Origin of the sequence: Halomonas sp. SH5A2, from assembly GCF_014263395.1 — a bacterium.
GTDB lineage: Bacteria > Pseudomonadota > Gammaproteobacteria > Pseudomonadales > Halomonadaceae > Vreelandella.
This window is the reverse complement of record NZ_CP058321.1, coordinates 3079808-3102556: the sequence shown is the minus strand read 5'-3', so window position 1 is coordinate 3102556 and position 22749 is coordinate 3079808. Positions and strand designations below refer to the sequence as shown.

Here is a 22749-nt window from a genome sequence, read left to right as displayed (position 1 = left end):
GTCACCTTGTTGATTTCGTGTGGCCGACGCTTTCCAGTATCATAGGTGTTAATTAGTGTCATAAAAGAAGGCCGCACGGCGGCCCGGTGATTTCCCTGCTCGAATTCTCCCTGCTCTAGAGGCTTCTGGATATGCTCGAACTGCGAGGCGCACCCGCCCTTTCTGCCTTCCGTCATGCTCGGCTATTAGCGGTGCTGCGTGAACGTGTTCCCGAGGTCGAGGCGCTATCCGCCGACTACGTTCACTTTATCGACCATCACGCACCGTTGGAGGCGGACGCTCACCAGCGGCTGGTACAGCTGTTAGCTTACGGCCATGAAGCAGCGGTTGAACCACCCAAGGGCGCACAGCGTTTTTTGGTGGTGCCGCGCATCGGTACTCAGTCCCCCTGGTCGTCCAAGGCCACCGATATCGCGCATAACTGTGGTTTACACCAGATTAGCCGCATAGAGCGCGGTGTCGATTATCGGATAAGCGTTACCGCCATGCCGGATGAGGAGGGGCTTAACGCGCTGACCGCCCTTCTGCATGACCGTATGACCGAAAGCGTGCTGACCGATGCCTCGGATGCCGCCAAGCTGTTTGCCCACCACGACCCGGCCCCGCTAGGCAGCGTGGATATCATGACCGGCGGCCGTGAAGCCCTGGCGACCGCTAACCGTGAGTTGGGGCTGGCGCTTGCCGATGACGAGATTGACTATCTTGTCGAAGCGTTCAATGAACTGGAACGCAACCCGAGCGATGTCGAGCTGATGATGTTCGCCCAGGCGAACTCCGAGCACTGCCGCCATAAAATCTTCAATGCCGACTGGCTGATTGACGGCGAGCCGCAAAGTCACTCGCTGTTCAAGATGATCAAGAACACCTTTGCCACCTCGCCGGACAACGTGCTGTCTGCGTATAGCGATAACGCGGCGGTCATCAAAGGCAGTCAGGCAGGGCGCTTTTTTGCCACTCCCTTGACCGGGGCCGACGATGAGCGCGCCCTGTACGACACCCATCAAGAACCTATCCACATCCTGATGAAAGTGGAGACGCATAACCACCCGACAGCCATTGCGCCTTTTCCCGGGGCGGCGACCGGCTCGGGCGGCGAAATTCGCGACGAAGGCGCGACCGGTATTGGCGGTAAGCCCAAAGCGGGACTATCCGGCTTTACCGTTTCCAACCTGCGTATCCCCGAGTTTATTCAGCCCTGGGAAGCCTTCGACTATGGCAAACCCGAGCGCATGCAGTCGGCGCTTTCGATCATGCTGGATGGTCCGATCGGCGGTGCGGCCTTCAACAATGAATTTGGCCGGCCCAACCTGACCGGCTACTTCCGCACCTACGAGCAGGATGTGCTCAGCGAGGATGGCATCGAGCGGCGTGGCTTCCACAAGCCGATCATGATCGCCGGCGGCTACGGCAATATTCGCGCCCAGCACGTCCAGAAAGGTGACATCCCTGTCGGCGGTAAGCTCATCGTCATGGGCGGCCCGGCGATGCTGATCGGCCTGGGTGGCGGGGCTGCCTCCAGCATGGCCTCCGGCGTGTCGAGCGCCGATTTGGACTTTGCCTCCGTGCAGCGGGAAAACCCCGAAATGGAGCGCCGTGCTCAGGAGGTGCTCGATCGCTGCTGGGCGCTGGGCGACCATAATCCCATCCGTTTTGTTCACGATGTCGGTGCGGGCGGGCTTTCCAATGCCCTGCCCGAGCTGGTCAAGGACGGCGGCCGGGGCGGGCTGTTCGACTTGCGCGCGGTGCCCAATGCCGAGCCGGGCATGAGCCCGCTGGAAATCTGGTGTAACGAAGCCCAGGAACGCTATGTGCTGGCGGTGGCGGCAGACGATCTGGCGACGTTTGAGGCGCTGTGTGCCCGTGAGCGTTGCCCCTACGCGGTGGTCGGCGAAGCGCTCGAACAGCACCATCTTGAAGTGCGCGACGGCCATTTCGAGACCCGGCCGGTTGACCTGCCGATGAGCGTACTGTTCGGCAAGCCGCCCAAAATGCTGCGTGAGTTCAATCGCCAGTCACCGACGCTATCGGGCGTGATGCTCGACAATCTGGACCTGCGCGAGGCGCTGGACCGTGTCCTGCGCCTGCCGACGGTGGCCTCGAAAAGCTTCCTGATTACCATCGGTGATCGCTCCATTACGGGGCAAGTGGCCCGCGACCAGATGGTCGGCCCCTGGCAGGTGCCGGTCGCCGATGTTGCCGTGACCACCGCCAGCTTCGACACCCATGCCGGCGAAGCGATGGCCATGGGCGAACGCCCGCCGGTGGCGCTGATTGACCCCGCCGCCAGTGCCCGTCTGGCGGTGGCCGAGGCGATCACCAATCTGGCAGCGGCACCAATTGCCAAGCTTGGCGATGTCAAGCTCTCGGCCAACTGGATGAGTGCCGCCGACTACCCCGGCGAGAACCAGGCGCTTTATGACGCCGTGCACGCGGTCGGCATGGAACTCTGCCCGGCGCTGGGTATTGCCATTCCGGTTGGCAAGGACTCCATGTCGATGCGCACCGCCTGGCAGGCCGAAAACCCCAGAGGGGAGATGGAAGACAAGTCCATTACTTCGCCGCTGTCGCTGGTGGTCACCGGCTTCGCGCCCGTGACCGACGCACTGGCGACCTTGACGCCGCAGATCAATCTGGAGCAGGACGAATCCGACCTGATATTGATCGATCTGGGCAACGGTCAGAACCGTATCGGCGGCTCGGCACTGGCGCAGGTATACGGTCAGGTCGGCAATGAGTGCCCGGATGTGGACGACGCCGAAGACATCAAGGCGTTCTTCGAGGTCATTCAGGGGCTCAACCGCGACGGCAAGCTGCTGGCCTACCACGACCGCAGCGACGGCGGCTTGCTGGTGACGCTGCTGGAGATGGCTTTCGCCGCCCATTCCGGGCTTGAAATCAAGCTCGACTGGCTGGTCGACGAGCCGGTGGAAGCGTTTGGCGCGCTGTTTTCCGAAGAGCTGGGGGCGGTGATCCAGGTCAACCGCAAGGATACCGAAGAGGTGCTGACCCAGTTCGCCGTAGCCGGTATTGAAACCTGCGGCGTGATTGCCCGCCCGCGCTACGACGACCAGGTGCGCGTGACGCTCTTCGAAGAGCCGTTACTCGAAACCACCCGCCAGCTGACCCAGCGCACCTGGTCAGAAACCAGCTATCGAATGCAGGCGCTGCGCGATAACCCCGAATGCGCCAAAAACGAATTCGATCAGCTGCTCGACGTTCGTGACCCCGGTCTCAGCGCTTCGCCGAGCTTCGATATCAACGACGATATCAGCGCACCGTTTATCAACACCGCGAAACCGGCCATGGCCGTGCTGCGCGAGCAGGGCGTCAATGGCCAGGTGGAAATGGCCTGGGCGTTCGACAAGGCCGGGTTTGACGCTGTTGACGTGCATATGAGCGACATTCTGGAAGGGCGGGTGTCGCTCGATGATTTCAAAGGCCTGGTGGCCTGTGGCGGCTTCTCCTACGGCGACGTATTAGGTGCCGGCGGGGGCTGGGCGAAGTCAGTCCTGTTCAACGAGCGTGCTCGTGAGCAGTTTGCGGCGTTCTTCAAGCGTGACGACAGTTTCTCGCTGGGGGTTTGCAACGGCTGCCAGATGCTATCGCAGCTTCGGTCATTGATCCCCGGCGCGGAGGACTGGCCCACCTTCGTGCGCAACGAATCCGAGCAGTTCGAGGCGCGCCTCTCCATGGTCCGGGTGGAAAAGAGCCCTTCCATCCTGCTGGCTGGCATGGAAGGCTCGCAGCTGCCCATTGCGGTTGCCCATGGTGAAGGTCAGGCGGCGTTCCGCGACAGTGCCCACCTGCGCCGGATGCAGTCCAGCAGCCAGGTCGCCCTGCGCTACATCGATAATTATGGTCAGGCAACGACCCGCTACCCGGCGAATCCCAACGGGTCACCGTCGGGAATTACCGGGCTGACCACGCCCGACGGGCGCGTCACGATCATGATGCCGCACCCTGAGCGGGTGGCGCGCGCGGTGACCAATTCCTGGCGCCCAAGCGAATGGACCGAAGATGGCGCCTGGCTACGCTTGTTCCGCAATGCCCGGGCGTGGTTAGGCTAGGCTTTGACGCACAAATGTCAGGTGATGAATGACACACCCCCAAAAGGCGGCCTCAGGGCCGCCTTTCGCCGCTGATGCGATGACCCCCACGCTACGTCCCTATCAAAGCCAGGCGGTTAGCAGCGTGGTTGAGCATTTCCGTGCGTCCCACGCCCCGGCGGTGGTGGTATTGCCCACGGGAAGCGGTAAATCGTTGGTGATTGCCGAGCTTGCTCGTCTGGCGCGGGGGCGAGTGCTGGTGCTGGCACACGTCCGCGAACTGGTCGAGCAGAACCATGAAAAGTATCAGGCCTACGGCCTGGAGGCCGATATTTTCAGCGCCGGGTTGAAGCGTAAAGAGGCCGAGCGGCAGGTGGTGTTTGGCTCGGTGCAGTCGGTGGTGCGAAACCTGGACCGGTTTGCCGACGGCCGTTTTACCTTGCTGGTGGTCGACGAGTGCCATCGCGTTTCGCTGGATGAAGACGCCAGCTATCGTCAGGTCATCGACCACCTGCAACAGCAAAATCCGCAGCTTAAAATACTCGGCCTTACGGCAACGCCTTATCGCCTGGGGCAAGGATTTATCTACCACCACCATTATCACGGCATGGTGAAAGGCAGTGATGACTGCTTCTTTCGCGACTGCGTGTTCGAGCAACCCCTCAGGTTGATGGTCAAGCAAGGCTATCTGGCCGAGCCCAAGCGGCGGGATATGGCGGTTGAAGGGTATGATTTTTCCCGCCTGGTACCGGCGGCGACGGGCGCCTACACGGAGGCGGCGTTGAATCAGGTGGTGGCGGGTAATCGAGCCACGCCGGGTATTATCCGCCAGGTCGTCGAGCTGGCGGAGGGGCGCCAGGGCGTGATGATCTTTGCCGCGACCGTGGCCCATGCGGAAGAGATCATGGACTATCTGCCGACGGGGCAGGCGGCGCTGATTACCGGTGCCACCGTATCCCAGGATCGCACGGCGGTTATCGAGGCCTTCAAAGCCCAAAGACTTAAATACCTGGTCAACGTGGCCGTGCTGACCACTGGCTTTGATGCCCCGCATGTGGATTTGATTGCGATACTGCGGCCTACCGAGTCGGTCAGCCTGTATCAGCAGATGGTGGGTCGAGGGCTGCGGCTGTCGCCTGGCAAGCAGGACTGTCTGGTGCTCGACTATGCAGGCAACCCCTGGGATCTCTACGCGCCAGAGGTGGGTGAGCCCAAGCCGGATAGCGATAGCGAGCCGGTGCAGGTCACGTGCCCTGATTGTGGCCATGCCAACCTCTACTGGGGCAAGCGCGACGGTGAACTGGTGATCGAGCATTTTGGCCGCCGCTGCCAGGGGCTTGTGCAGGATGAAGACGGCACGCGCCGCCAATGCGAATTTCGCTTTCGCTTTAAAGTCTGCGATGAATGCGGCGCCGAGAACGATATCGCCGCCCGCCGTTGTCACGGCTGCCAAACGCTGCTGGTCGACGCGGATAACAAGCTCAAGGATGCCCTGAAGCTGAAAGACGCCAAGGTGCTAAGGGTCAGCGGTATGACGCTGGAAGCCACCACCAACGGGCGCGGGCTACCGCGACTCAAGGTCACCTACTATGATGAAGACGGCGCGAGCCTGGCGGAATGGTTTGCCCTGGAAACGTCGGCGCAACGTCGCGCTTTCTACGTTGCCTTTTTGCGCGATCATTTGCGCGCGCCGGGCACGCCCTGGCAACCTGCCACGCCGCAAGAGGTCGTCAGCGAACAGCGCCGCCTGCGCCATCCCGACTTCGTGGTCGGGCGCAAGGTGGGGCGTCACTGGCAGCTTCGCGATAAGCTATTTGATTATCAGGGCCGCTACCGCAAAGCCAGCGATGCAGGTTAAGGTGGCTTGATCACGTTATTAAGTCATGTCGATATTGGGGTATTGCTCCATTAGCAGACACGTTAGGCGTTAATAATCGCCTATCTAACTGAGGAACCGACCCGCGTGAGCGAGACGCCAAGCGCTATTCAAGCCCCCTCAAGCACGGACACCTCGGACACAGCGCCGGTGGCCGAAGCGCTGGGGCGGCTGTTCAACGAGCCGATTACTCAATTGCCGGAGGATTTGTATATCCCCCCGGAGGCGCTGCGCGTCTTTTTGGAAGCCTTTGAAGGGCCGCTTGACTTATTGCTGTACCTGATTCGCCGCCAGAACCTGGATATTCTGACCATTAATGTGGCCACTATTACCCATCAGTACATTGAATACGTGGAACTAATGAAGGCCATGGAAATCGAGCTGGCCGGCGAGTATCTGCTGATGGCGGCGATGTTGGCCGAGATCAAGTCGCGCACCTTGCTGCCCCGGCCGCCCAAAGCGGAGGGTGAGGAAGAAGAGGACCCGCGGGCCGAGTTGATCCGCCGCCTGCAAGAGTACGAACGTCTCAAGGAAGCTGCCGAGTCGCTGGATACGCTGCCGCGCGTCGGCCGCGACTGGTTCAGCGCGCAGGCAGGTTTGCCGCCGCTGGAGGCGCGGGTCATTCACCCGCCGGTCGAGCTGGACGAGCTGCTGGGCGCACTGGCCGATATTCTCAAGCGCGCCGAGCTTGCCCAGGCTCACCATATTAGCCGTGAGGTACTCTCCACCCGTGAGCGGATGCTTGCCATCATGGAGCAGCTTGGCGGGGAGGGCGGCGAGCCGCACTACGTGCCCTTTGCCTCGCTTTTTACCCTGGAAGAGGGGCGGGCAGGCGTTGTGGTGACGTTTATGGCGATTCTGGAGCTCGCCAAGGAAGCCATGATCGACATTGTGCAAAATGCCCCGCTCTCGCCGATCCATGTGCGTGCGCGACCCGCTGCCATTAGCGACGGCCATGACCCTGAAGACGCTTTTGAAGGAGATGATGAAGGCGAACATCGTCACGAAGAAAGCGCGTTTGAAGCACCCGCCGACAGGGAAACAAAATGAGTGAGATTCATTCGGCACTGGACGAAATACTCGAAGCCGCGTTGTTGGCGGCGGGGGAGCCACTTCCGCTGGAGCGCATGGAAACGCTGTTTCTGGATGGTGAGTGCCCGTCTCGACACGAGCTTCGTGAGGTGCTGGCCCGATTGGGCGAACGTCATGAACACGGTGCCCTGGAGCTTATCGAAACCGCATCGGGGTATCAGTTGCGTATTCGCCCGCGGCTGTCCCAGTGGGTATCGCGGCTATGGGATGAGCGCCCCCAGCGTTACTCACGGGCGCTGCTCGAAACCCTGGCACTGATTGCCTACCGGCAGCCGGTGACCCGCAGTGACATCGAAGATGTCCGCGGAGTCAGCGTGAGCAGCTCGATCATGCGTACCCTGATGGAGCGCGGCTGGATACGTGTGGTCGGGCATCGCGACGTGCCGGGAAGGCCGGCGGTTTACGCGACCTCGCGCAGTTTTCTGGACGATTTCGGATTGAAAACCCTGGATGCCCTGCCGCCGATGCACGCGCTGGTCAGCGGGGAAGGCGATGGCCAAGACACGGCTGATGTGCCTGACGCGAACGATAGCCAAACGCTGCTGCCGGATTCGCCGCCTCCTGACAAGCAAGAAGCACTGGACGACGCGTCCGAAACCGTGCAGGATGCGCCACCCGAAACGGCCGATAGTGCCGAGACGCACGCCGAGACGGCGTTAACCCAGCCGCTGAGCTTTGCCGACCTAGAGGCACGCCTGGCGGCACGTGCGCAGCGCTCCGATGACCAGGACGCGCGCACGCAGACCCATGATGAGAGGTCAGACGACCATGAGTCAGAGTAATACTCCTCCTAGCAGCGAAAAACTGCAAAAAGTCCTCGCCCGTGCCGGTCTTGGTTCGCGGCGTGAAATGGAAACCGTGATTGCTGACGGCCGCGTCAAGGTCAACAATCAGGTCGCCAAACTGGGCGATCGTGTTGAAGCGCGCGACAAGGTCAGTCTTGACGACCGGCTGGTAACGCTTAGAGCAGAAGATGAAACACCGCGCCGGGTGATCATGTACAACAAGCCGGAAGGCGAGCTGTGTACCCGTAAGGATCCCGAAGGCCGTCGTACCGTGTTTGACCGCCTGCCGCGCTTGAAAGGCGAGCGTTGGATTGCCATCGGTCGCTTGGATATCAACACCAGCGGGCTTTTGCTGTTCACCACCGACGGCGAACTGGCCAACCGCTTGATGCACCCCTCAACGCAAGTCGAGCGTGAATACGCGGTGCGCGTGATGGGAGAAGTGAAGCGCGAACATATCATGGCCATGGTGGACGGCGTGATGCTGGAAGATGGTCCCGCCCGGTTCACTGATGTCCAGGAATTTGGTGGCGAAGGGATCAACACCTGGTTCCATGTGGTCATTCTGGAAGGCCGAAATCGCGAGGTCCGTCGACTCTGGGAGTCCCAGGAACTGACGGTAAGTCGTTTGAAACGCGTCCGTTACGGCAACATCTTCCTCGATAAGCGCGCCAAGGCGGGAGAATGGGTCGAGCTTTCCCAGGATGAGGTAGATGACTTGGCCGCGCTGGCCCAGCTTGAAACCCGCAAGGTCCCCGAGCTGACGCCGGACGAAAAAAACCGCTGGAGTCGCGATAAAAACAAGCGCCGCCCCGTACAAGCGATGCGCAAGCCCAAGCGGCGCTGAGCGTTGTTTTCGACGGGTGCAAATCGCACGGTGTTTGAGCCAAAAGTTCAAAAAAGACTTGCGGATAGCGTAGGTGGTCCGTAAGATATGCATCCGTTCGGGCGGGTCGTTAGCTCAGTTGGTAGAGCAGTTGACTTTTAATCAATTGGTCGCAGGTTCGAATCCTGCACGACCCACCAGCCGAACTTTATTTAGATTTGCCACCGCCGCGTGAGCAGCGGGTCGTTAGCTCAGTTGGTAGAGCAGTTGACTTTTAATCAATTGGTCGCAGGTTCGAATCCTGCACGACCCACCAGATTCGACACCCCTGACAGTCCGCTGTCAGGGGTGTTTTGCTATATGCGCACGGTTGATGCCTGACAATTCGACTTGCCGTCAGCAACCATTTCCCGCCAAAATAGTCTCATGATTGTTGAGACCGGCAGAAATCCAACGCGAAAGACGCAGCGGTTTTTGCCAATGAGAGCGGCGCGTGCGGAGTGCATACGCCGTGACTGATGTTTAGCAGGGGGATTCCCTGTTCGTCACAGTGGTAGACACGATGACTATTATGACTACTCAAGCTGAGCTTGATGCTCCGCTCCCCAGCCCGTACTGCCCGACCCGCATACCCGCCGAAGACCAGGCGCGCGTAGCGGAAATCAAGCAGTTGCTTAACCAGCACAACGCCGTATTGGTAGCGCACTACTATACCGACGACGCCATTCAGCAATTGGCAGAAGAGACCGGCGGTTGCGTGGCCGATTCGCTGGAAATGGCACGCTTCGGGGCCCGCCACGATGCCACCACCCTGGTGGTGGCCGGGGTGCGCTTCATGGGCGAAACCGCCAAGATTCTGTCGCCTGAAAAACGCGTGCTGATGCCCACCTTGGAGGCGACCTGCTCCCTGGATATCGGATGCCCTGCCGACGAGTTCAGCGCTTTTTGTGATGCCCATCCTGACCGCACCGTGGTCGTTTATGCCAATACGTCGGCTGCCGTCAAGGCGCGCGCCGATTGGGTGGTCACCTCATCCATCGCTGTCGATGTAATCGAGCACCTTCAGGCCAAAGGCGAAAAAATCCTCTGGGCGCCCGATAAACACCTGGGTGGCTACATCCAGAAAAAAACCGGTGCCGATATGCTCATGTGGGACGGTGCCTGTATTGTCCACGAGGAGTTCAAGGCGAAAGGCGTCGAGGACCTCAAGCGGCTGTACCCGGATGCCGCCGTGCTGGTTCATCCGGAGTCGCCTGAACCGGTGGTTCAGTTGGCCGATGTGGCGGGGTCGACATCGCAGCTTATCAACGCGGCCAAAACCCTCCCCAACGAACAGCTGATTGTGGCAACCGATCGCGGTATCTTCTTCAAGATGCAGCAAGCGGTCCCCGATAAGACGCTGTTCGAGGCACCGACGGCGGGTAACGGCGCGACCTGCCGTAGTTGTGCGCATTGCCCGTGGATGGCAATGAACGCTCTCGACAATCTGGCGGGCGCGTTACGGGAGGGCAGCGGCGAGATTCAGGTCAGCAGTGAATTGCGCCAACAGGCGCTCAAGCCGCTGGAGCGTATGCTTAACTTCAACGCTTAACAACGCGCACGGCCAGTCTGGCCGTGCGTCCGTATAACCGTGATGCCTGAATCGGTTGCGCCTAGAACTCTTCCAAGGCCTCGCGGTAGTCCATGAAATCCTCGCGACGCTGTTCGATGCGTGCCAGCGTCCGCTGATCGTTTTCGCGTTCAGCGGCGTCTTCGGCTATATCCAACTGGCGAATACCGCTATCCATGCGCCCGGTCAGCTGAAGATATTCCGCCCGGGCCAGATGACCCAAGCCGTTACGCCCGCTTCGCCCGGCAGCTTCTGCCAGCAGGTTAAAACCCTGCGGGTTTTCAGGATATTGCGCGGTGACGTCGCGCAGGATGTCATAGGCCGCATTGGGATCTCGCTGAAGTTGCGCCTCGGCTAATATAAGTTGGGCAGGCAAGTAGTTAGGCATTAAGCGCAGTAATCGCTGACTGCGCTGGATCGCTTCATCATAGCGCTGCGCCTGAAGCGCAACTTCTGCCGCCGACGCCGGTAACATGGCAAGATCAGGCTGTTCATCGCGCAGTTGATCAAGCGCTTGTAGCGCGGCGTCCACTTGGCCGGACTGAGCGTCGGCCAGAGCGGTCACATAGCGCTGTGCCACTTCGTTGGCGTCTTCCTGAGCCAAGCGGGAAACGGCTTGTCGGGGCGACTGTTGGTGAATCTGCAATAAGGCACGGCCGCGAATCATGTCGTAGAGCATGTCGTTTGAGTAGCTTGAGGCAATGTTCATTTGGGCGGCCCGCGATTGCACATCGCTCAAGCGAGATTCCGACACAGGGTGGGTCAGCAGGAACTCCGGCGGCGTACCGCCCTGGAGGCTGGCCATGCGTTGCAAGGTGCGGAACATGCGCGCCATGGCCTCAGGGTCGTAGCCGGCAGCGGCCATGGCCTGAAGACCCACTCGGTCTGCTTCCTGCTCGTAGCGGCGTGAGTAGGTGAGCTGGTCCTGAATGAGGGCAGCCTGAGACCCCATAGCGGCGGCCATGCCCGCATTGCCACCACCGCCGGCCGCGATCAGTAATCCGGCCAGCATTCCGGCCATGGCCGGTAGCTGTGTCTGTTCAGCGCGCTCGCTGCTACGTGCATAGTGGCGCTGGGATAAGTGGCCAAGTTCGTGGGCAATGACCGAGGCAAAGGCGCCTTCGTCTTCAGCAAAGGCGAACAGGCCAGCATTGATCCCTACCACGCCGCCGGGGACGGCAAAGGCATTGAGCGTTCGGTGGTCGACCATGACGGTAGTCACGTCCAGGTCGCCAAGTTGGCTGTGCGGGGCCAGGCGATCAACGAGGCTGGTCAAGTAATCATGGGCAATCGGATCCTGCCATTGGGGTGCGTGGGCGCGGAACTGACGAAGCCAGGCGCGGCCCAGCCGGTGTTCTTCGCTGCTAGCCGACGAATAGCTGCTGCCCAGGCTGGGTAACGTCTGCTCGTCGCTGATGGCAGACGAAGGGGTTAACAACGTCGTACTGCAGGCGAGCGCTAAGGCGCGCGTCCAGCCTGCTGAGGCGTTAAAAAAGCGCGGCATGGCATCCTCATCGGTGATGGAAAGCGCTAGGTGACTACTTATGACATTGATTCACGCTGTGAAGTGCCGTTAAATCAATGCGCAGTCAATACTGCACAGTCTATGCAACAATGGGCGATACGTGCAGGGTCTTTTTTGAGGGGAGAAAAATGGTAGAGCAAACAACGCGGTTACAGCCTGATAGCGTGCTCGACGCCTGCGGGCTTCATTGCCCGTTACCGTTGCTCAAGGCCAAGCAGGCCTTGGCGGGCCTTGCCCCGGGGCAGTTATTGGAAGTGCGCGCCACGGATGCAGGCTCGTGGCGTGATATAGAAGCCTTTGCCGAGCAGAGTGCTCATCATCTGGAAGCCCGCGAGCAGCGTGGCGATATCTACCATTATTGGCTTCGCAAGGCAGAAGGCGAGCGCTCATGACCATGCGAACGATCTTAAAAAGCTGGGTCGAACGGTATTTTTCAGACGAAGAAGCCTTGATCCTGCTTGTGGTGCTCATCGCTGGATTTGCCGCGGTGATCTGGTTCGGCCGTATGTTGGCGCCTTTTTTTACCGCGTTGGTCGTCGCTTTCCTGCTTCAGGGCGTGGTGGGCGCCTTGACCCGTCGTGGCATTCCTCATCTGCTCTCAGTGATCGTGGTGTTTCTCGGGTTCGTCAGCGTGCTATTGGCCCTGGCGTTTATTTTGCTGCCGCTGATATGGGATCAACTGATTGGCCTTGTCCAGGAAACGCCGCGCATGTTTGCCAGCGGGCAGAGTTGGCTGGATGAACTGCAATCGCGCTACCCCAACCTGATTACCCCAGATCAAATGCAAAACTGGATTGGTGTCGCGAGCCGCGAGATAAGCCAGTTAGGTCAGCGTGCCCTGACGTTATCGCTGGCATCCCTGGGCAACCTTTTATCGCTGATTATCTATCTGGTGCTGGTGCCTATTCTGGTCTTTTTCATGCTCAAGGATCGTGAGGTGCTGGTCGGCTTTACGCTGTCGCTACTGCCGCAAAAGCGGGCATTGATGACGCGTATCTGGCATGAAATGGACGACCAGATTGCCAACTATATTCGCGGCAAGTTTATCGAGATCATTATTGTCGGCACCGTCGCCTTTATCACGTTTTCGTTCTTTCAATTGCCTTACACAGCGCTGCTGGCTGTATTGGTCGGCTTTTCGGTCCTGGTGCCGTATATCGGCGCGGCCGTTGCCACCTTGCCTGTCGCGGCAGTGGCCGGGTTTCATTTTGGGTTAAGCGAATCGTTTGCCTACGTGCTGGTGGCTTATGGGGTTATTCAGGCATTGGATGGCAACGTGCTTGCCCCGGTGCTGTTCTCGGAAACCAACAATATTCACCCGGTATCAGTGATTGTGGCGGTGTTGTTCTTCGGCGGGATATGGGGGTTCTGGGGGGTGTTTTTTGCCATTCCACTTGCCACGCTGCTGAAGGCATTGGTGCATGCATGGCCGCGGGGAATGCAAGGGCGCGATGAGGGTCATCACGCTCTTGCCAGCGAAGAGTCGCTGTGATGGAAGATAGCTCGCTGGGTAGGCTTGGTTTATCCCCATCCGCTAAGCAGATGGGGAGGGGCGTTTAACGCGCGTTAAGTGCCTGAGCCGCCGCGAGCACTTCATCGACGTGACCGGGCACTTTGACGCCCCGCCAGGCCTGGGCGAGCTTGCCGTCGCTGTCAATTAGAAAGGTGCTGCGTTCGATGCCTAAGTGCTCTTTGCCATATAGCTTTTTAAGCTTGATGACATCAAATAGTTGGCAGACCGTCTCGTCCTTGTCTGACACCAGCGTAAAGTTGAAGTCCTGTTTGGCTTTGAAGTTTTCCTGGGCGCGGATACCGTCCCGGGAAACACCCACAATCACCGTGTTCGCAGCGTCAAAATCGGTTTTGCGGTCGCGGAAGTCGCCGCCTTCGGTGGTGCACCCCGGTGTGCTGGCCTTGGGATAGAAGTACACAACAACCTGCTGGCCGCGAAGCTCGGATAGCGTCAGGGTGGTATCACCCGTTGCCGGTGCTGAAAAATCGGGGACCGTCTGGCCTATCTCTAGTGGCATAAAATATTCCTCAGGTAGAGTGGTTTTCAAAGGCGATTACACGCAAGCTTGCGCCGCATGTCAAAGAAGAAAGCATCGCTGGGGCAAAACTCGCCGCGCTTTCCGCTGTACAGGGTCGAGCGGCCTGAGTACCATTTGTCCTTTGTGGATTCCTGTTGAGATGATGGCACGCTGCGTAAAGCACTAGCTCGGCTCCTTATCTCGTGATATTCAGACGCTCGATTTAACCACTTGCAGGTGAGGAAAAAAGGATGATCACAGGCAGCATCGTCGCCCTGGCGACGCCGATGAAAGTCAATGGCGACATCGACTGGGAGGCGCTTCGTCGTCTGGTGAACTTCCATCTCGACAATGGCACCGACGGGATTGTGGCCGCAGGTACCACCGGGGAGCCGACAACCATGTCGTTTGCCGAGCACTTTGACGTGATACGCAGTGTGGTCGAGGAAGTGGATGGACGCATTCCGGTGATCGCCGGTACAGGGGCCAATGCGACCTCTGAAGCCGTCGAGCTGGCGCGTTATGCCAGTGAAGTTGGCGCTGACTATTGTCTGTCCGTATGTCCTTACTATAACAAGCCAACCCAGGAAGGCCTCTACCAGCACTTCAAAGCGGTGGCTGAAGGCAGTAAATTACCGGTCATTCTTTACAATGTGCCGGGACGTACTTGCTCAGATCTTTATAATGAGACGGTTGTCAGGTTGGCCGAGATTAACAATATCATCGGCTTGAAAGATGCTACGGGTAACCTGGAGCGTGCGGAAGACCTTATCGCCCGCCTCAAGGGCAGCGACTTCATGCTGTACTCGGGTGACGACGCCACTGCCTGTGATTTCATGCTGATGGGTGGGCATGGTGATATTTCGGTGACTGCGAACGTCGCACCCAATGCCATGCATGAGCTGTGCGTTGCTGCGGTAGCCGGGGATGCGGATAAGGCACACCAGATCAACACACGCTTGATGCCGCTGCATACCAACCTGGGGATCGAGTCCAACCCTATTCCGGTAAAGTGGGCGTTAAACCGAATGGGTTACGCAGACGCGGGCATTCGTCTGCCGTTGACGTGGCTGTCAGACAAGTATCACGCCACGGTCAGCGAAGCCCTGCAGCTTGCGGGGGTTGTCGAGGAATAAACCGCAAAGAATTTTTGCTACTTGGCGATCCTGTGTTGCATGGCGTCAGGTAAACGATCTGTTGACTGTTAAGGTGGCTTGATGAGCTCTGTGCTTGAAAAACGCGCGCTGAAATGGATTCCGCTGGCCCTGGCAGGTGCTGTGACGCTTGCCGGTTGCGCCCGGGATGAAGGTTTTTATGATGATCGCAATTTGGATTATGCCGACGTAGAACCTGCGTCGCCGTTGGTATTACCCGAAACTCGCAATACCCAGCGTTATCGCGAGGCACTGCCGGTGCCGGAAGCCGTCAGCCAGCGAGCACGTGATGGCGTTACCGAGGTACGTCCTCCTCAACCTCTTACGGTTGGGCAAAGCACGGAAGTTGATTACGTTGAAAGCCGCGAGATCGGCGACCAGCGCTGGTTAGTGGTGGCAGCTGATCCGGGTAGCGTCTGGACGCAGCTCGAAAGCTTCGTACGTCAGCGCGGCTTGGTCGTTCAGGAAAGCCGCGCCAGTGACGGTGTTCTGGTCACTTCCCAGGCTGAATTCCGTTTGCAGAGCGGTCTCCGCGAGGGCAGCAGTGAAGTTCGCTGCGAGCGCGGTGGACAAAGCATGGCAAGCTGTCTTGAGGCACTACAATCCTACCTAAGCCCCAACACTGCGGCTTCTCAAACCGCCTCAGCCACTGCATCGTCCTGGAGCGCGCAGCGTTTGCAAAACGATGAACTTCTTTCGCTTCGTCAGCTTGGCGATGGATGGGAAGTGGCAATGCCTTACGCGGCGGATCGCGTATGGGCTGAAATCCATTACTATCTTGCGCAGGACTTCGATCAAGCTGACGAGCGCGAGTTGCTCGCCGCCGATCCTGATAATTATGCCTTCCTTGTAAGCTATCTGGCCCGCGAACAGCGCGACCGAAGTTTGTTGCAGATGGTTTTGTTCACCGATACAAGCGAGCAGGCACGAGAAGTGCGCCTGGTCGTTGAGCCTCGCGGCGACCAAAGCGTGCTTCGCGCCAAGGCGGCTGGTGAGCAACCGTTGAGTGAAAGCGCCGAGCGCGAACTGCTTGAGCGGGTAGCCGGCTATTTACGTTAATTCAATGACTTTTGCCTCTTTGCGGAGCACCCATGGAAAAGCGCCAAGAACTCTACGCCGGTAAGGCAAAATCTGTCTACACCACCGATGATCCGGACCTGCTGGTACTTGAGTTTCGTGATGACACCAGCGCCTTTGACGGCAAGAAAAAAGAGTCGCTGGCGCGCAAGGGGATGGTGAATAACCTCTTCAACGCCTTCATCATGGAACGCCTGGAAGACGCGGGCATTCCGACGCATTTCGAGAAGCAGCTTTCTGACACAGAAAGTCTGGTCAAGAAAATGCAGATGATCCCGGTGGAATGCGTGGTGCGCAATATCGCCGCGGGCGGTCTGGTCAAGCGCCTCGGTGTTGAGGAAGGCATCGCGCTGACCCCGCCGACCTTCGAGTTGTTCCTTAAGAACGATGACAAGGGCGACCCGATGATCAATGAGTCGCTGGCCGAAACTTTTGGCTGGGCGACCCCTGAGCAACTCGTCAAGATGAAAACGCTCACCTTCAAGGTCAACCACGTGCTCAAGCAGCTGTTCGCGGAGGGCGATATGCTGCTGGTGGATTACAAGCTTGAGTTTGGCGTATTTAACGGCCAGGTGGTGCTGGGTGATGAGTTTTCCCCCGACGGATGCCGGTTATGGGATGCCAATACCCGCGAGAAGCTCGACAAGGACCGTTTTCGTCAGGGCCTTGGCGGCGTGATTGAAGCCTACGAGGAAGTTGGCCGCCGCCTGGGGATTACCTTTCCCCGCTAACGTTCAGCCGCTAACGTGTCGATAGCCACCACCTCCATCGTGGTGGTTTCGCCGTTCTGGCGCGGACAAAATTTGACGTCCACATCGCGAAGCCGCACGCCGTAAACCCGCTCGGAGGGTTGGCTGTGCTGGTAGGCCGGTCGAGGGTCCTGGCCAATGACCTGCTCGATCAGCGCCTTGAGCGAGTCGCGGTCAGCGCGCTTGGTCAGCTGATCCAGCGCCGTGGCGCTGAAGTGCACCATCAATTGTTCGGGCGGGGCGGGGGCAAATCCCGCCTGCGCCTGAGGGTGTGCTTCAGCCCAGGGGAGGTAGGGTTTAATATCCACCACGGGCGTCCCGTTGACCAGATCGCAGCCTGACAGTATTAGGCGCACGCCCTGGCGTGTGTCGATACGACTGAGTTCGACTAGCGACAGGCCAAGCCGGTTGGGGCGATGTGTGCTGCGGCTGGCAAACACGCCTACTTTCCGGTTGCCGCCTAACCTCGGCGGTCTGACGAGAGGCGTCCAACGTTCCGGGCTTTGGTGGAAGATAAAGCTTATCCACACATGGCTGAACGCGTCGAGCCCACGTACTGCCAGCGGGTCGTCGTAGGGCGGGCTAAGTATCAATTCTGCGTTGGCGGCAGGCGCCAGGCCTGGCTGGCGGGGAACGCCAAATTTATCGGCATAGTCGCTTACCACATAGCCGATAGGTGTCAGCGAAAAGGACTCGCTGAGTGGGGCATGATGCATCACACTGCCTTATCAAAGGGAAAACCAGAGGCTGAGTATAAAACAGCCGTGTCGTCAGTACAGTGGTGCTGAGCATGCCTTGAAAAAGAAAGCGATAACGCTCACATGGTGAAACATGACAGACGAACAGATTGCACAGCCCTCGACGGCTCGGGTTACTTACCGCTTGGCACGCGCCCGAGACGCCGCTGATCAAGCGGAGGTGTTTTACCATGCCGTCATGCAAGGTGCCGCGACGCGTTACAGCCTGGCGCAGCGACGTGCATGGGCGAGTGTCTTACCCCGTGAGGCCAGCGCCTGGTCAGCGCGCCAGGCGTTATATACGACGCTGGTTGCCAGCTGTGACGGGCGCTGCGTTGGGTTTATCGAGCTGGATGTGCCAGCTGGTCGGGTTGAGACGCTCTACGTATGGCCATCGCTCAACGGGCGCGGGATCGGCACCACGCTGTTGATTCACGCTGAGCGGTGGTTGTTGGAGCAAGGCATTGACCGTATCCAGATCGAAGCAAGCCTGACGCTTTACGAACGGCTGCTGCGACGCGGCTGGCAAAACTTGGGTGAGCAGTGGGTCGAGCGTGGCGGTGAGCCGCTGCAGCGTTTTCGGTTGCTGAAGCGACTCAATGCCGTCGAGACCTAATCGCTCACGGTTAGCGGGTCGCCTGGCGGGTGACCCGCATCGACAGGTCAATGGCCTGGATGTCCTTGGTCAAGGTGCCGCAGGAAATACAGTCGACCCCCGTCTCGGCAATCGCGCGCAGCGTCTCGGCATTGACATTCCCCGACGCTTCAAGCGTGGCGCTACCGGCCGTCAGCTCAACGGCCGTGCGCAGTTCATCCAGGCTGAAGTTATCCAGCATAATCACATCCGCTTTTGCAGTAAGCGCCTGCTCCAACTCGGCAAAATTTTCGACCTCCACCTCAACGGGCAGCTCGGCGGCCAGCTTACGCGCCTGGGCGACAGCCGCCTGGATGCCGCCGCAGGCGGCGATATGATTTTCCTTGATCAGAAACGCATCCCACAGGCCAATGCGATGATTGTGGCCGCCGCCGCACATGACGGCGTATTTCTGTGCCAGCCGCATGCCGGGTAGCGTCTTGCGGGTATCCAGCAAGCGCACGCCGGTATCGGCGATAAGGTCGACATAGGTGCGGGTCGTTGTCGCCGTGGCCGACAGGGTTTGCAGCACGTTGAGGGCGGCGCGCTCGCCGGTCAGCAGGCTACGCGCGGGGCCCTCCAGGGTGAGAAAACATTGCCCGGCCTCCAGTCGGTCGCCATCGGCGGCTTGCCAGTGAAGTGCGACGCGGCTGTCCAAGCGGCGGAAAATATCGTCGACAAAGGCAACACCGCACAGCACGGCCGGGACGCGGGTAATGACCTCCGCCGTCGCCAACTGGTGGTCAGGGATCAACTGGGCGGTGATGTCGCCAGGCCCCACATCTTCGGCGAGCAGGCGCGCAGCACTGGAGCGGATTTCTTCGGCAAGTGCAGTTTGGTAATGCATGGCATCAATTCTCTGGGCGTTAACGTCGATGACCGGCATTATAGTGAAAGAGTGCGCCAACGTAGAGGAGTCCTTCGCGTGATTGACTTACAATCTTCTCCTGGCCGATGGCAAGGCGCACGCCAAGTGGCGTCGCCAAATGCAGACCAGCGCCCCGATGAGGAAGTATCGCTGCTGCTGATCCATGCTATCAGCCTGCCGCCTGGTCAGTTTCAGGGAGCGGCTATAGAGGCATTATTTACTAACCAGCTAGATCCCGAGGCACATCCTTATTTTGCCGCCATCGCTCATTTACAGGTATCCGCCCACCTGCTGATTCGACGTGATGGCGAGTGCGTCCAGTTTGTCGACACCGACCAGCGGGCTTGGCACGCAGGACGTTCCCGGTGGTGGGATCCTCGCCAGCTGCGCTGGCGGCAAGCGCTCAATGATTTCTCGGTGGGTATCGAACTGGAAGGCGATGAAACGACGCCCTTTACCAAGGCCCAGTATATGGCATTGGCCGAAGCCGTTGAGTGGCTGTTGGACCGTTATCCTGCGCTTACCCCTGATCGTGTGACCAGTCATGCAAGGGTGGCGCCGTTGCGTAAAACCGACCCCGGGCCAACGTTTGATTGGGCCTATTGGCGTCAGGTGTTCGACCCTGAAAGATGATTTAAGTCGTGATGGGCCAAGAAATTAAAACGGTAGTTTGACTACACCGGCTTGTGCCTTGGTCGACTCGCCTGGTGTCTTAACAATGCCTTATGTTGCGGTGCAATAGTTTGTTTTCGATAGCCTTTTAGGTGTTACTGGAATTGGCAGCGTGGCGACTTTGCGGTATCTTCGCATATACAAAAGGCTAACTTTTACAACAATTATGTAGCTTTACTACATTTTCATGTAGGTAGCTCGTTGAATGTAGAAGAAAAAACAGACGACGCTCAGGCGTCGATTACCAGCATGCCAGTGGTGGCGACACACCACAGCCGCCCCAGGCCCGACGGGCTAGCGGGGTTGATTGTCATTTATCGTCATTCGGAGAGACCTCTATGAGTCTGGAGACAAGAGAAGATCTCGATCCGATCGAAACCACGGAATGGATTGATTCCCTGGAATCGGTATTGGATCGTGAGGGCGAAGATCGTGCCCGCTACCTGATGACCCGCCTGGCGGACCGCCTGCGTCGGGACGGCATGAGGGTGCCCTTCTCGGTGACAACCCCGCATCGTAATACGATTCCGGTTCACCGCGAAGCGCCGATGCCTGGCGACCTATTCATGGAGCGCCGTATCCGCTCCCTGATCCGCTATAACGCCATTGCCCAGGTGATTCGCAACAACCGCGCCAAGCCCGGCCTGGGCGGCCATATTGCCAGCTTCATGTCGTCGGCCACGCTGTATGACGTGGGCTTTAACCACTTCTTCCGCGCGCCTCAGGGCGACTTTGAAGGCGACCTGATCTACATTCAGGGCCATGTGGCGCCGGGCATCTACGCGCGTTCTTACCTGGAAGGCCGTCTGAGCGAAGAACAGATGGACCGTTTCCGTCAGGAAGTCGATGGGGATGGCTTGTCATCCTACCCGCACCCCTGGCTGATGCCGGATTATTGGCAGTTCCCGACGGTCTCCATGGGCCTTGGTCCGATCCAGGCGATCTATCAGGCGCACGTGATGAAGTACCTGCATCACCGTGAGCTGAAAGACATGTACGACCGCAAGATCTGGTGCTTCATGGGTGACGGCGAGTGCGACGAGCCGGAATCCCTGGGGGCCATTTCCCTGGCAGGTCGAGAGAACCTCGACAATCTGATTTTCGTCATCAACTGTAACCTACAGCGCCTGGACGGTCCGGTGCGCGGTAACTCCCGCGTCATGGACGAGTTCGAGGGTGTCTTCCGCGGTGCGGGCTGGAACGTTATCAAGGTCGTCTGGGGTCGCCACTGGGATCCGCTGTTCGAGAAGGACAAGAAAGGCGTCCTGCAAAACCGCATGGACGAAGCGGTCGACGGCGAGTACCAGAACTACAAGGCCAACGGCGGGGCTTATACCCGCGAGCACTTCTTCGGCAAGTATCCAGAAACCGAAGAGATGGTCAAAGACCTCTCCGACGAGGACATCTGGAAGCTCAACCGCGGTGGTCACGACCCGTTCAAGGTCTACGCGGCCTACCACGAGGCGGTCAACACCTCAAACGGCAAGCCCACGGTCATCCTGGCGCATACCGTCAAGGGCTATGGCATGGGTAGCGGCGATGGCGAAGCCGCCAACGAAGCCCACCAGGTCAAGAGCATGGAACACGAAGCGCTCAAGACCTTCCGTGATCGCTTCGGGATTCCGCTGACCGACGAACAGCTCAAAGACGTGCCGTACTACATGCCGGAACAGGATTCCCCCGAGCTTAAGTACCTGCACCTCCAGCGCGAGCGCCTGGGTGGCTATTTGCCCAGCCGTCGCAGCGACTTCGACGCGTTGGAAATTCCCAGCCTCGAAGATAAAGCCTTTGCCTCGCAAATGGGCGGTTCCAAAGGGCGCGAAGTGTCCACCACCATGGCCTTTGTGCGGGTGCTGAACGGGCTGGTCAAAGACAAGAAAATCGGCAAAAAAGTGGTGCCGATTATTCCTGACGAAGCGCGTACTTTCGGCATGGAAGGCATGTTCCGTCAGTTGGGGATCTATACCTCTGAAGGGCAGAAGTATGAGCCGGTCGATAAAGGCCAGATCATGTTCTACCGTGAAGATCAGAAGGGTCAGATTCTCGAGGAAGGTATTTCCGAAGCAGGCGCGATGTCGGCGTGGATTGCAGCGGCGACTTCGTATAGCAACAACAATGTTACGCTGCTGCCGTTTTACGTCTATTACTCGATGTTCGGTTTCCAGCGTATTGGTGATCTGGCCTGGGCGGCAGGCGACCTTCAGGCACGTGGCTTCATGGTCGGCGGCACCGCAGGCCGTACGACGCTCAACGGCGAAGGTTTGCAGCACCAGGACGGTCACAGCCTGATTCAGGCATCGACCATTCCCAACTGCAGAAGCTACGACCCGACCTATGCTCATGAGGTGGCGGTAATCCTGCAGGATGGTATGAAGCGCATGTTCACCGATAAGGAGAACTGCTTCTATTACCTGACGGTAATGAACGAGAACTACGAGCACCCTGAGCTTGAAACCGTGCCCGTCGACGATATCGTCAAAGGCATGTACCTGCTGCGCGAAACCAAGGGCAAGAAGGGCCGCGTGCAGCTATTGGGCTCGGGTACGATCCTGCGCGAAGTCGAAGAAGCTGCCACACTGCTTGAAAACGACTGGGGAATCGGCGCGGATATCTGGAGCGTGACCAGTTTCAATGAACTGCGTCGTGAAGCGCTGCTGCTGGACCGTGAAGCCTTCCTGAGCCCGGATGCCGAGGCCAACAAGCCTCACGTCACCAAGTGTCTGGAAGGCCGTGAAGGGCCGGTGATCGCGTCTACCGACTACATGAAGCTATACGCCGATCAGGTGCGTGCCTGGGTGCCGAACGATTACACCGTACTGGGTACCGACGGCTTTGGTCGTTCCGATACCCGCGAGAAGCTGCGTTACTTCTTTGAGGTCGACCGTTACTTCGTCACCGTCGCGGCGCTGCGCGCACTGGCAGACCGTGGTGAAATCGATCGCAAGCTTGTCGGTGACGCCTTGAAGAAGTACGGCATCGATGTCAACAAGCCGAACCCGCTGACCAGCTGATCCGCTGCCCGGCGGGCTAGTGCCCGCCGGCTCGATCCGATTTTAAAGGAGCGCGACC

18 protein-coding genes and 2 tRNA genes are annotated in these 22749 nt (G+C 59.0%); 16 read left to right on the top strand and 4 right to left on the bottom strand.

The genetic code is table 11. The annotated features are described in order from the left end of the window. Nucleotides 1-131 precede the first annotated feature (131 nt). The 8 genes from purL to nadA all read left to right on the top strand — a co-directional run bounded on the left by purL (nucleotide 132) and on the right by nadA (nucleotide 10216). Nucleotides 132-4067 (top strand): phosphoribosylformylglycinamidine synthase, encoded by a 3936-nt coding sequence (gene purL, locus HXW73_RS14410; protein ID WP_186253738.1) that lies wholly within the window; start codon nucleotides 132-134, stop codon nucleotides 4065-4067. Nucleotides 4068-4095: 28 nt separating this feature from the next. After that, nucleotides 4096-5904 (top strand): DEAD/DEAH box helicase, encoded by a 1809-nt coding sequence (locus HXW73_RS14405; RefSeq protein ID WP_446718987.1) that lies wholly within the window; start codon nucleotides 4096-4098, stop codon nucleotides 5902-5904. Nucleotides 5905-6009: 105 nt separating this feature from the next. Next, on the top strand, nucleotides 6010-6972 hold the full coding sequence (locus HXW73_RS14400; RefSeq protein WP_186253737.1) for a segregation and condensation protein A: 963 nt from the start codon (nucleotides 6010-6012) through the stop codon (nucleotides 6970-6972). Further along, nucleotides 6969-7796 carry an SMC-Scp complex subunit ScpB gene (scpB, locus tag HXW73_RS14395; RefSeq protein ID WP_186253736.1) on the top strand — a complete coding sequence of 276 codons (828 nt, stop codon included), beginning with the start codon at nucleotides 6969-6971 and terminating at the stop codon, nucleotides 7794-7796. The genes HXW73_RS14400 and scpB overlap by 4 nt, the downstream gene beginning before the upstream one ends. Continuing rightward, nucleotides 7783-8646, top strand: coding sequence for a 23S rRNA pseudouridine(2605) synthase RluB (gene rluB / locus HXW73_RS14390; protein WP_186253735.1), 864 nt, complete (start codon nucleotides 7783-7785; stop codon nucleotides 8644-8646). Before scpB ends, rluB begins: the two co-directional genes overlap by 14 nt. A gap of 103 nt (nucleotides 8647-8749) precedes the next feature. Beyond that, nucleotides 8750-8825: transfer RNA gene (locus tag HXW73_RS14385), tRNA-Lys, on the top strand. Between the two features lie 40 nt (nucleotides 8826-8865). Continuing rightward, a tRNA-Lys gene (locus tag HXW73_RS14380) sits at nucleotides 8866-8941 on the top strand. A 246-nt stretch (nucleotides 8942-9187) separates the two neighbouring features. Beyond that, a complete protein-coding gene (gene nadA, locus HXW73_RS14375; protein ID WP_186253734.1) occupies nucleotides 9188-10216 on the top strand; it encodes a quinolinate synthase NadA in 1029 nt (342 codons plus the stop codon). A gap of 61 nt (nucleotides 10217-10277) precedes the next feature. Here nadA and HXW73_RS14370 read toward each other — a convergent pair whose 3' ends face one another. Next, complete coding sequence (locus tag HXW73_RS14370; protein WP_186253733.1) at nucleotides 10278-11738, bottom strand: M48 family metalloprotease; 1461 nt, start codon at nucleotides 11736-11738, stop codon at nucleotides 10278-10280. A gap of 149 nt (nucleotides 11739-11887) precedes the next feature. Between HXW73_RS14370 and HXW73_RS14365 the strand changes: the two genes are divergently transcribed. Together HXW73_RS14365 and HXW73_RS14360 are read left to right on the top strand one after the other, a co-directional pair. Next, complete coding sequence (locus tag HXW73_RS14365; RefSeq protein ID WP_186253732.1) at nucleotides 11888-12151, top strand: sulfurtransferase TusA family protein; 264 nt, start codon at nucleotides 11888-11890, stop codon at nucleotides 12149-12151. Then, nucleotides 12148-13251, top strand: coding sequence for an AI-2E family transporter (locus HXW73_RS14360; RefSeq protein ID WP_186253731.1), 1104 nt, complete (start codon nucleotides 12148-12150; stop codon nucleotides 13249-13251). The genes HXW73_RS14365 and HXW73_RS14360 overlap by 4 nt, the downstream gene beginning before the upstream one ends. A 64-nt stretch (nucleotides 13252-13315) precedes the next feature. Here the strand turns inward: HXW73_RS14360 and HXW73_RS14355 are convergent, their stop codons facing one another. After that, a complete protein-coding gene (locus tag HXW73_RS14355) occupies nucleotides 13316-13789 on the bottom strand; it encodes a peroxiredoxin (protein WP_186253730.1) in 474 nt (157 codons plus the stop codon). 251 nt (nucleotides 13790-14040) lie between these two features. Here HXW73_RS14355 and dapA point away from each other — a divergent pair, with 251 nt between their 5' ends. The 3 genes from dapA to purC all read left to right on the top strand — a co-directional run bounded on the left by dapA (nucleotide 14041) and on the right by purC (nucleotide 16751). Continuing rightward, nucleotides 14041-14925: a 4-hydroxy-tetrahydrodipicolinate synthase gene (dapA, locus tag HXW73_RS14350; RefSeq protein ID WP_186253729.1), complete on the top strand. Its 885-nt coding sequence runs from the start codon at nucleotides 14041-14043 to the stop codon at nucleotides 14923-14925. 81 nt (nucleotides 14926-15006) lie between these two features. Beyond that, nucleotides 15007-16002, top strand: a complete 996-nt coding sequence (locus HXW73_RS14345) for an outer membrane protein assembly factor BamC (RefSeq protein WP_186253728.1) — start codon at nucleotides 15007-15009, stop codon at nucleotides 16000-16002. Between the two features lie 32 nt (nucleotides 16003-16034). Continuing rightward, nucleotides 16035-16751, top strand: coding sequence for a phosphoribosylaminoimidazolesuccinocarboxamide synthase (gene purC / locus HXW73_RS14340; RefSeq protein WP_186253727.1), 717 nt, complete (start codon nucleotides 16035-16037; stop codon nucleotides 16749-16751). Here the strand turns inward: purC and tsaA are convergent. Further along, the gene (tsaA, locus tag HXW73_RS14335) at nucleotides 16748-17485 is read right to left on the bottom strand and encodes a tRNA (N6-threonylcarbamoyladenosine(37)-N6)-methyltransferase TrmO (protein ID WP_186253726.1); all 738 of its coding nucleotides are present in this window, start codon (nucleotides 17483-17485) and stop codon (nucleotides 16748-16750) included. The genes purC and tsaA overlap by 4 nt on opposite strands. A gap of 115 nt (nucleotides 17486-17600) precedes the next feature. On the opposite strand from tsaA, the gene HXW73_RS14330 reads away from it, so the two are divergent. Continuing rightward, nucleotides 17601-18122, top strand: a complete 522-nt coding sequence (locus HXW73_RS14330; protein WP_186253725.1) for a GNAT family N-acetyltransferase — start codon at nucleotides 17601-17603, stop codon at nucleotides 18120-18122. Nucleotides 18123-18132: 10 nt separating this feature from the next. Here the strand turns inward: HXW73_RS14330 and nadC are convergent, their stop codons facing one another. Then, nucleotides 18133-18987 carry a carboxylating nicotinate-nucleotide diphosphorylase gene (gene nadC / locus HXW73_RS14325; protein WP_186253724.1) on the bottom strand — a complete coding sequence of 285 codons (855 nt, stop codon included), beginning with the start codon at nucleotides 18985-18987 and terminating at the stop codon, nucleotides 18133-18135. Nucleotides 18988-19065: 78 nt separating this feature from the next. Between nadC and ampD the strand changes: the two genes are divergently transcribed. Continuing rightward, entirely contained in the window at nucleotides 19066-19641 is a 576-nt protein-coding gene (ampD, locus tag HXW73_RS14320; protein ID WP_446718986.1) for a 1,6-anhydro-N-acetylmuramyl-L-alanine amidase AmpD, read from the top strand. Nucleotides 19642-20018: 377 nt separating this feature from the next. Next, entirely contained in the window at nucleotides 20019-22691 is a 2673-nt protein-coding gene (gene aceE, locus HXW73_RS14315; protein ID WP_186253722.1) for a pyruvate dehydrogenase (acetyl-transferring), homodimeric type, read from the top strand. The last annotated feature ends 58 nt before the right edge of the window (nucleotides 22692-22749 follow it).

Coding starts and splice junctions, on each gene's coding strand:
- purL (WP_186253738.1), top strand. CDS start 132: ATGCTCGAACTGCGAGGCGCACCCGCCCTTTCTGCCTTCCGTCATGCT.
- HXW73_RS14405 (WP_446718987.1), top strand. CDS start 4,096: ATGACACACCCCCAAAAGGCGGCCTCAGGGCCGCCTTTCGCCGCTGAT.
- scpB (WP_186253736.1), top strand. CDS start 6,969: ATGAGTGAGATTCATTCGGCACTGGACGAAATACTCGAAGCCGCGTTG.
- rluB (WP_186253735.1), top strand. CDS start 7,783: ATGAGTCAGAGTAATACTCCTCCTAGCAGCGAAAAACTGCAAAAAGTC.
- nadA (WP_186253734.1), top strand. CDS start 9,188: ATGACTATTATGACTACTCAAGCTGAGCTTGATGCTCCGCTCCCCAGC.
- HXW73_RS14370 (WP_186253733.1), bottom strand. CDS start 11,738: ATGCCGCGCTTTTTTAACGCCTCAGCAGGCTGGACGCGCGCCTTAGCG.
- HXW73_RS14365 (WP_186253732.1), top strand. CDS start 11,888: ATGGTAGAGCAAACAACGCGGTTACAGCCTGATAGCGTGCTCGACGCC.
- HXW73_RS14360 (WP_186253731.1), top strand. CDS start 12,148: ATGACCATGCGAACGATCTTAAAAAGCTGGGTCGAACGGTATTTTTCA.
- HXW73_RS14355 (WP_186253730.1), bottom strand. CDS start 13,789: ATGCCACTAGAGATAGGCCAGACGGTCCCCGATTTTTCAGCACCGGCA.
- dapA (WP_186253729.1), top strand. CDS start 14,041: ATGATCACAGGCAGCATCGTCGCCCTGGCGACGCCGATGAAAGTCAAT.
- HXW73_RS14345 (WP_186253728.1), top strand. CDS start 15,007: ATGAGCTCTGTGCTTGAAAAACGCGCGCTGAAATGGATTCCGCTGGCC.
- purC (WP_186253727.1), top strand. CDS start 16,035: ATGGAAAAGCGCCAAGAACTCTACGCCGGTAAGGCAAAATCTGTCTAC.
- tsaA (WP_186253726.1), bottom strand. CDS start 17,485: ATGCATCATGCCCCACTCAGCGAGTCCTTTTCGCTGACACCTATCGGC.
- HXW73_RS14330 (WP_186253725.1), top strand. CDS start 17,601: ATGACAGACGAACAGATTGCACAGCCCTCGACGGCTCGGGTTACTTAC.
- nadC (WP_186253724.1), bottom strand. CDS start 18,987: ATGCATTACCAAACTGCACTTGCCGAAGAAATCCGCTCCAGTGCTGCG.
- aceE (WP_186253722.1), top strand. CDS start 20,019: ATGAGTCTGGAGACAAGAGAAGATCTCGATCCGATCGAAACCACGGAA.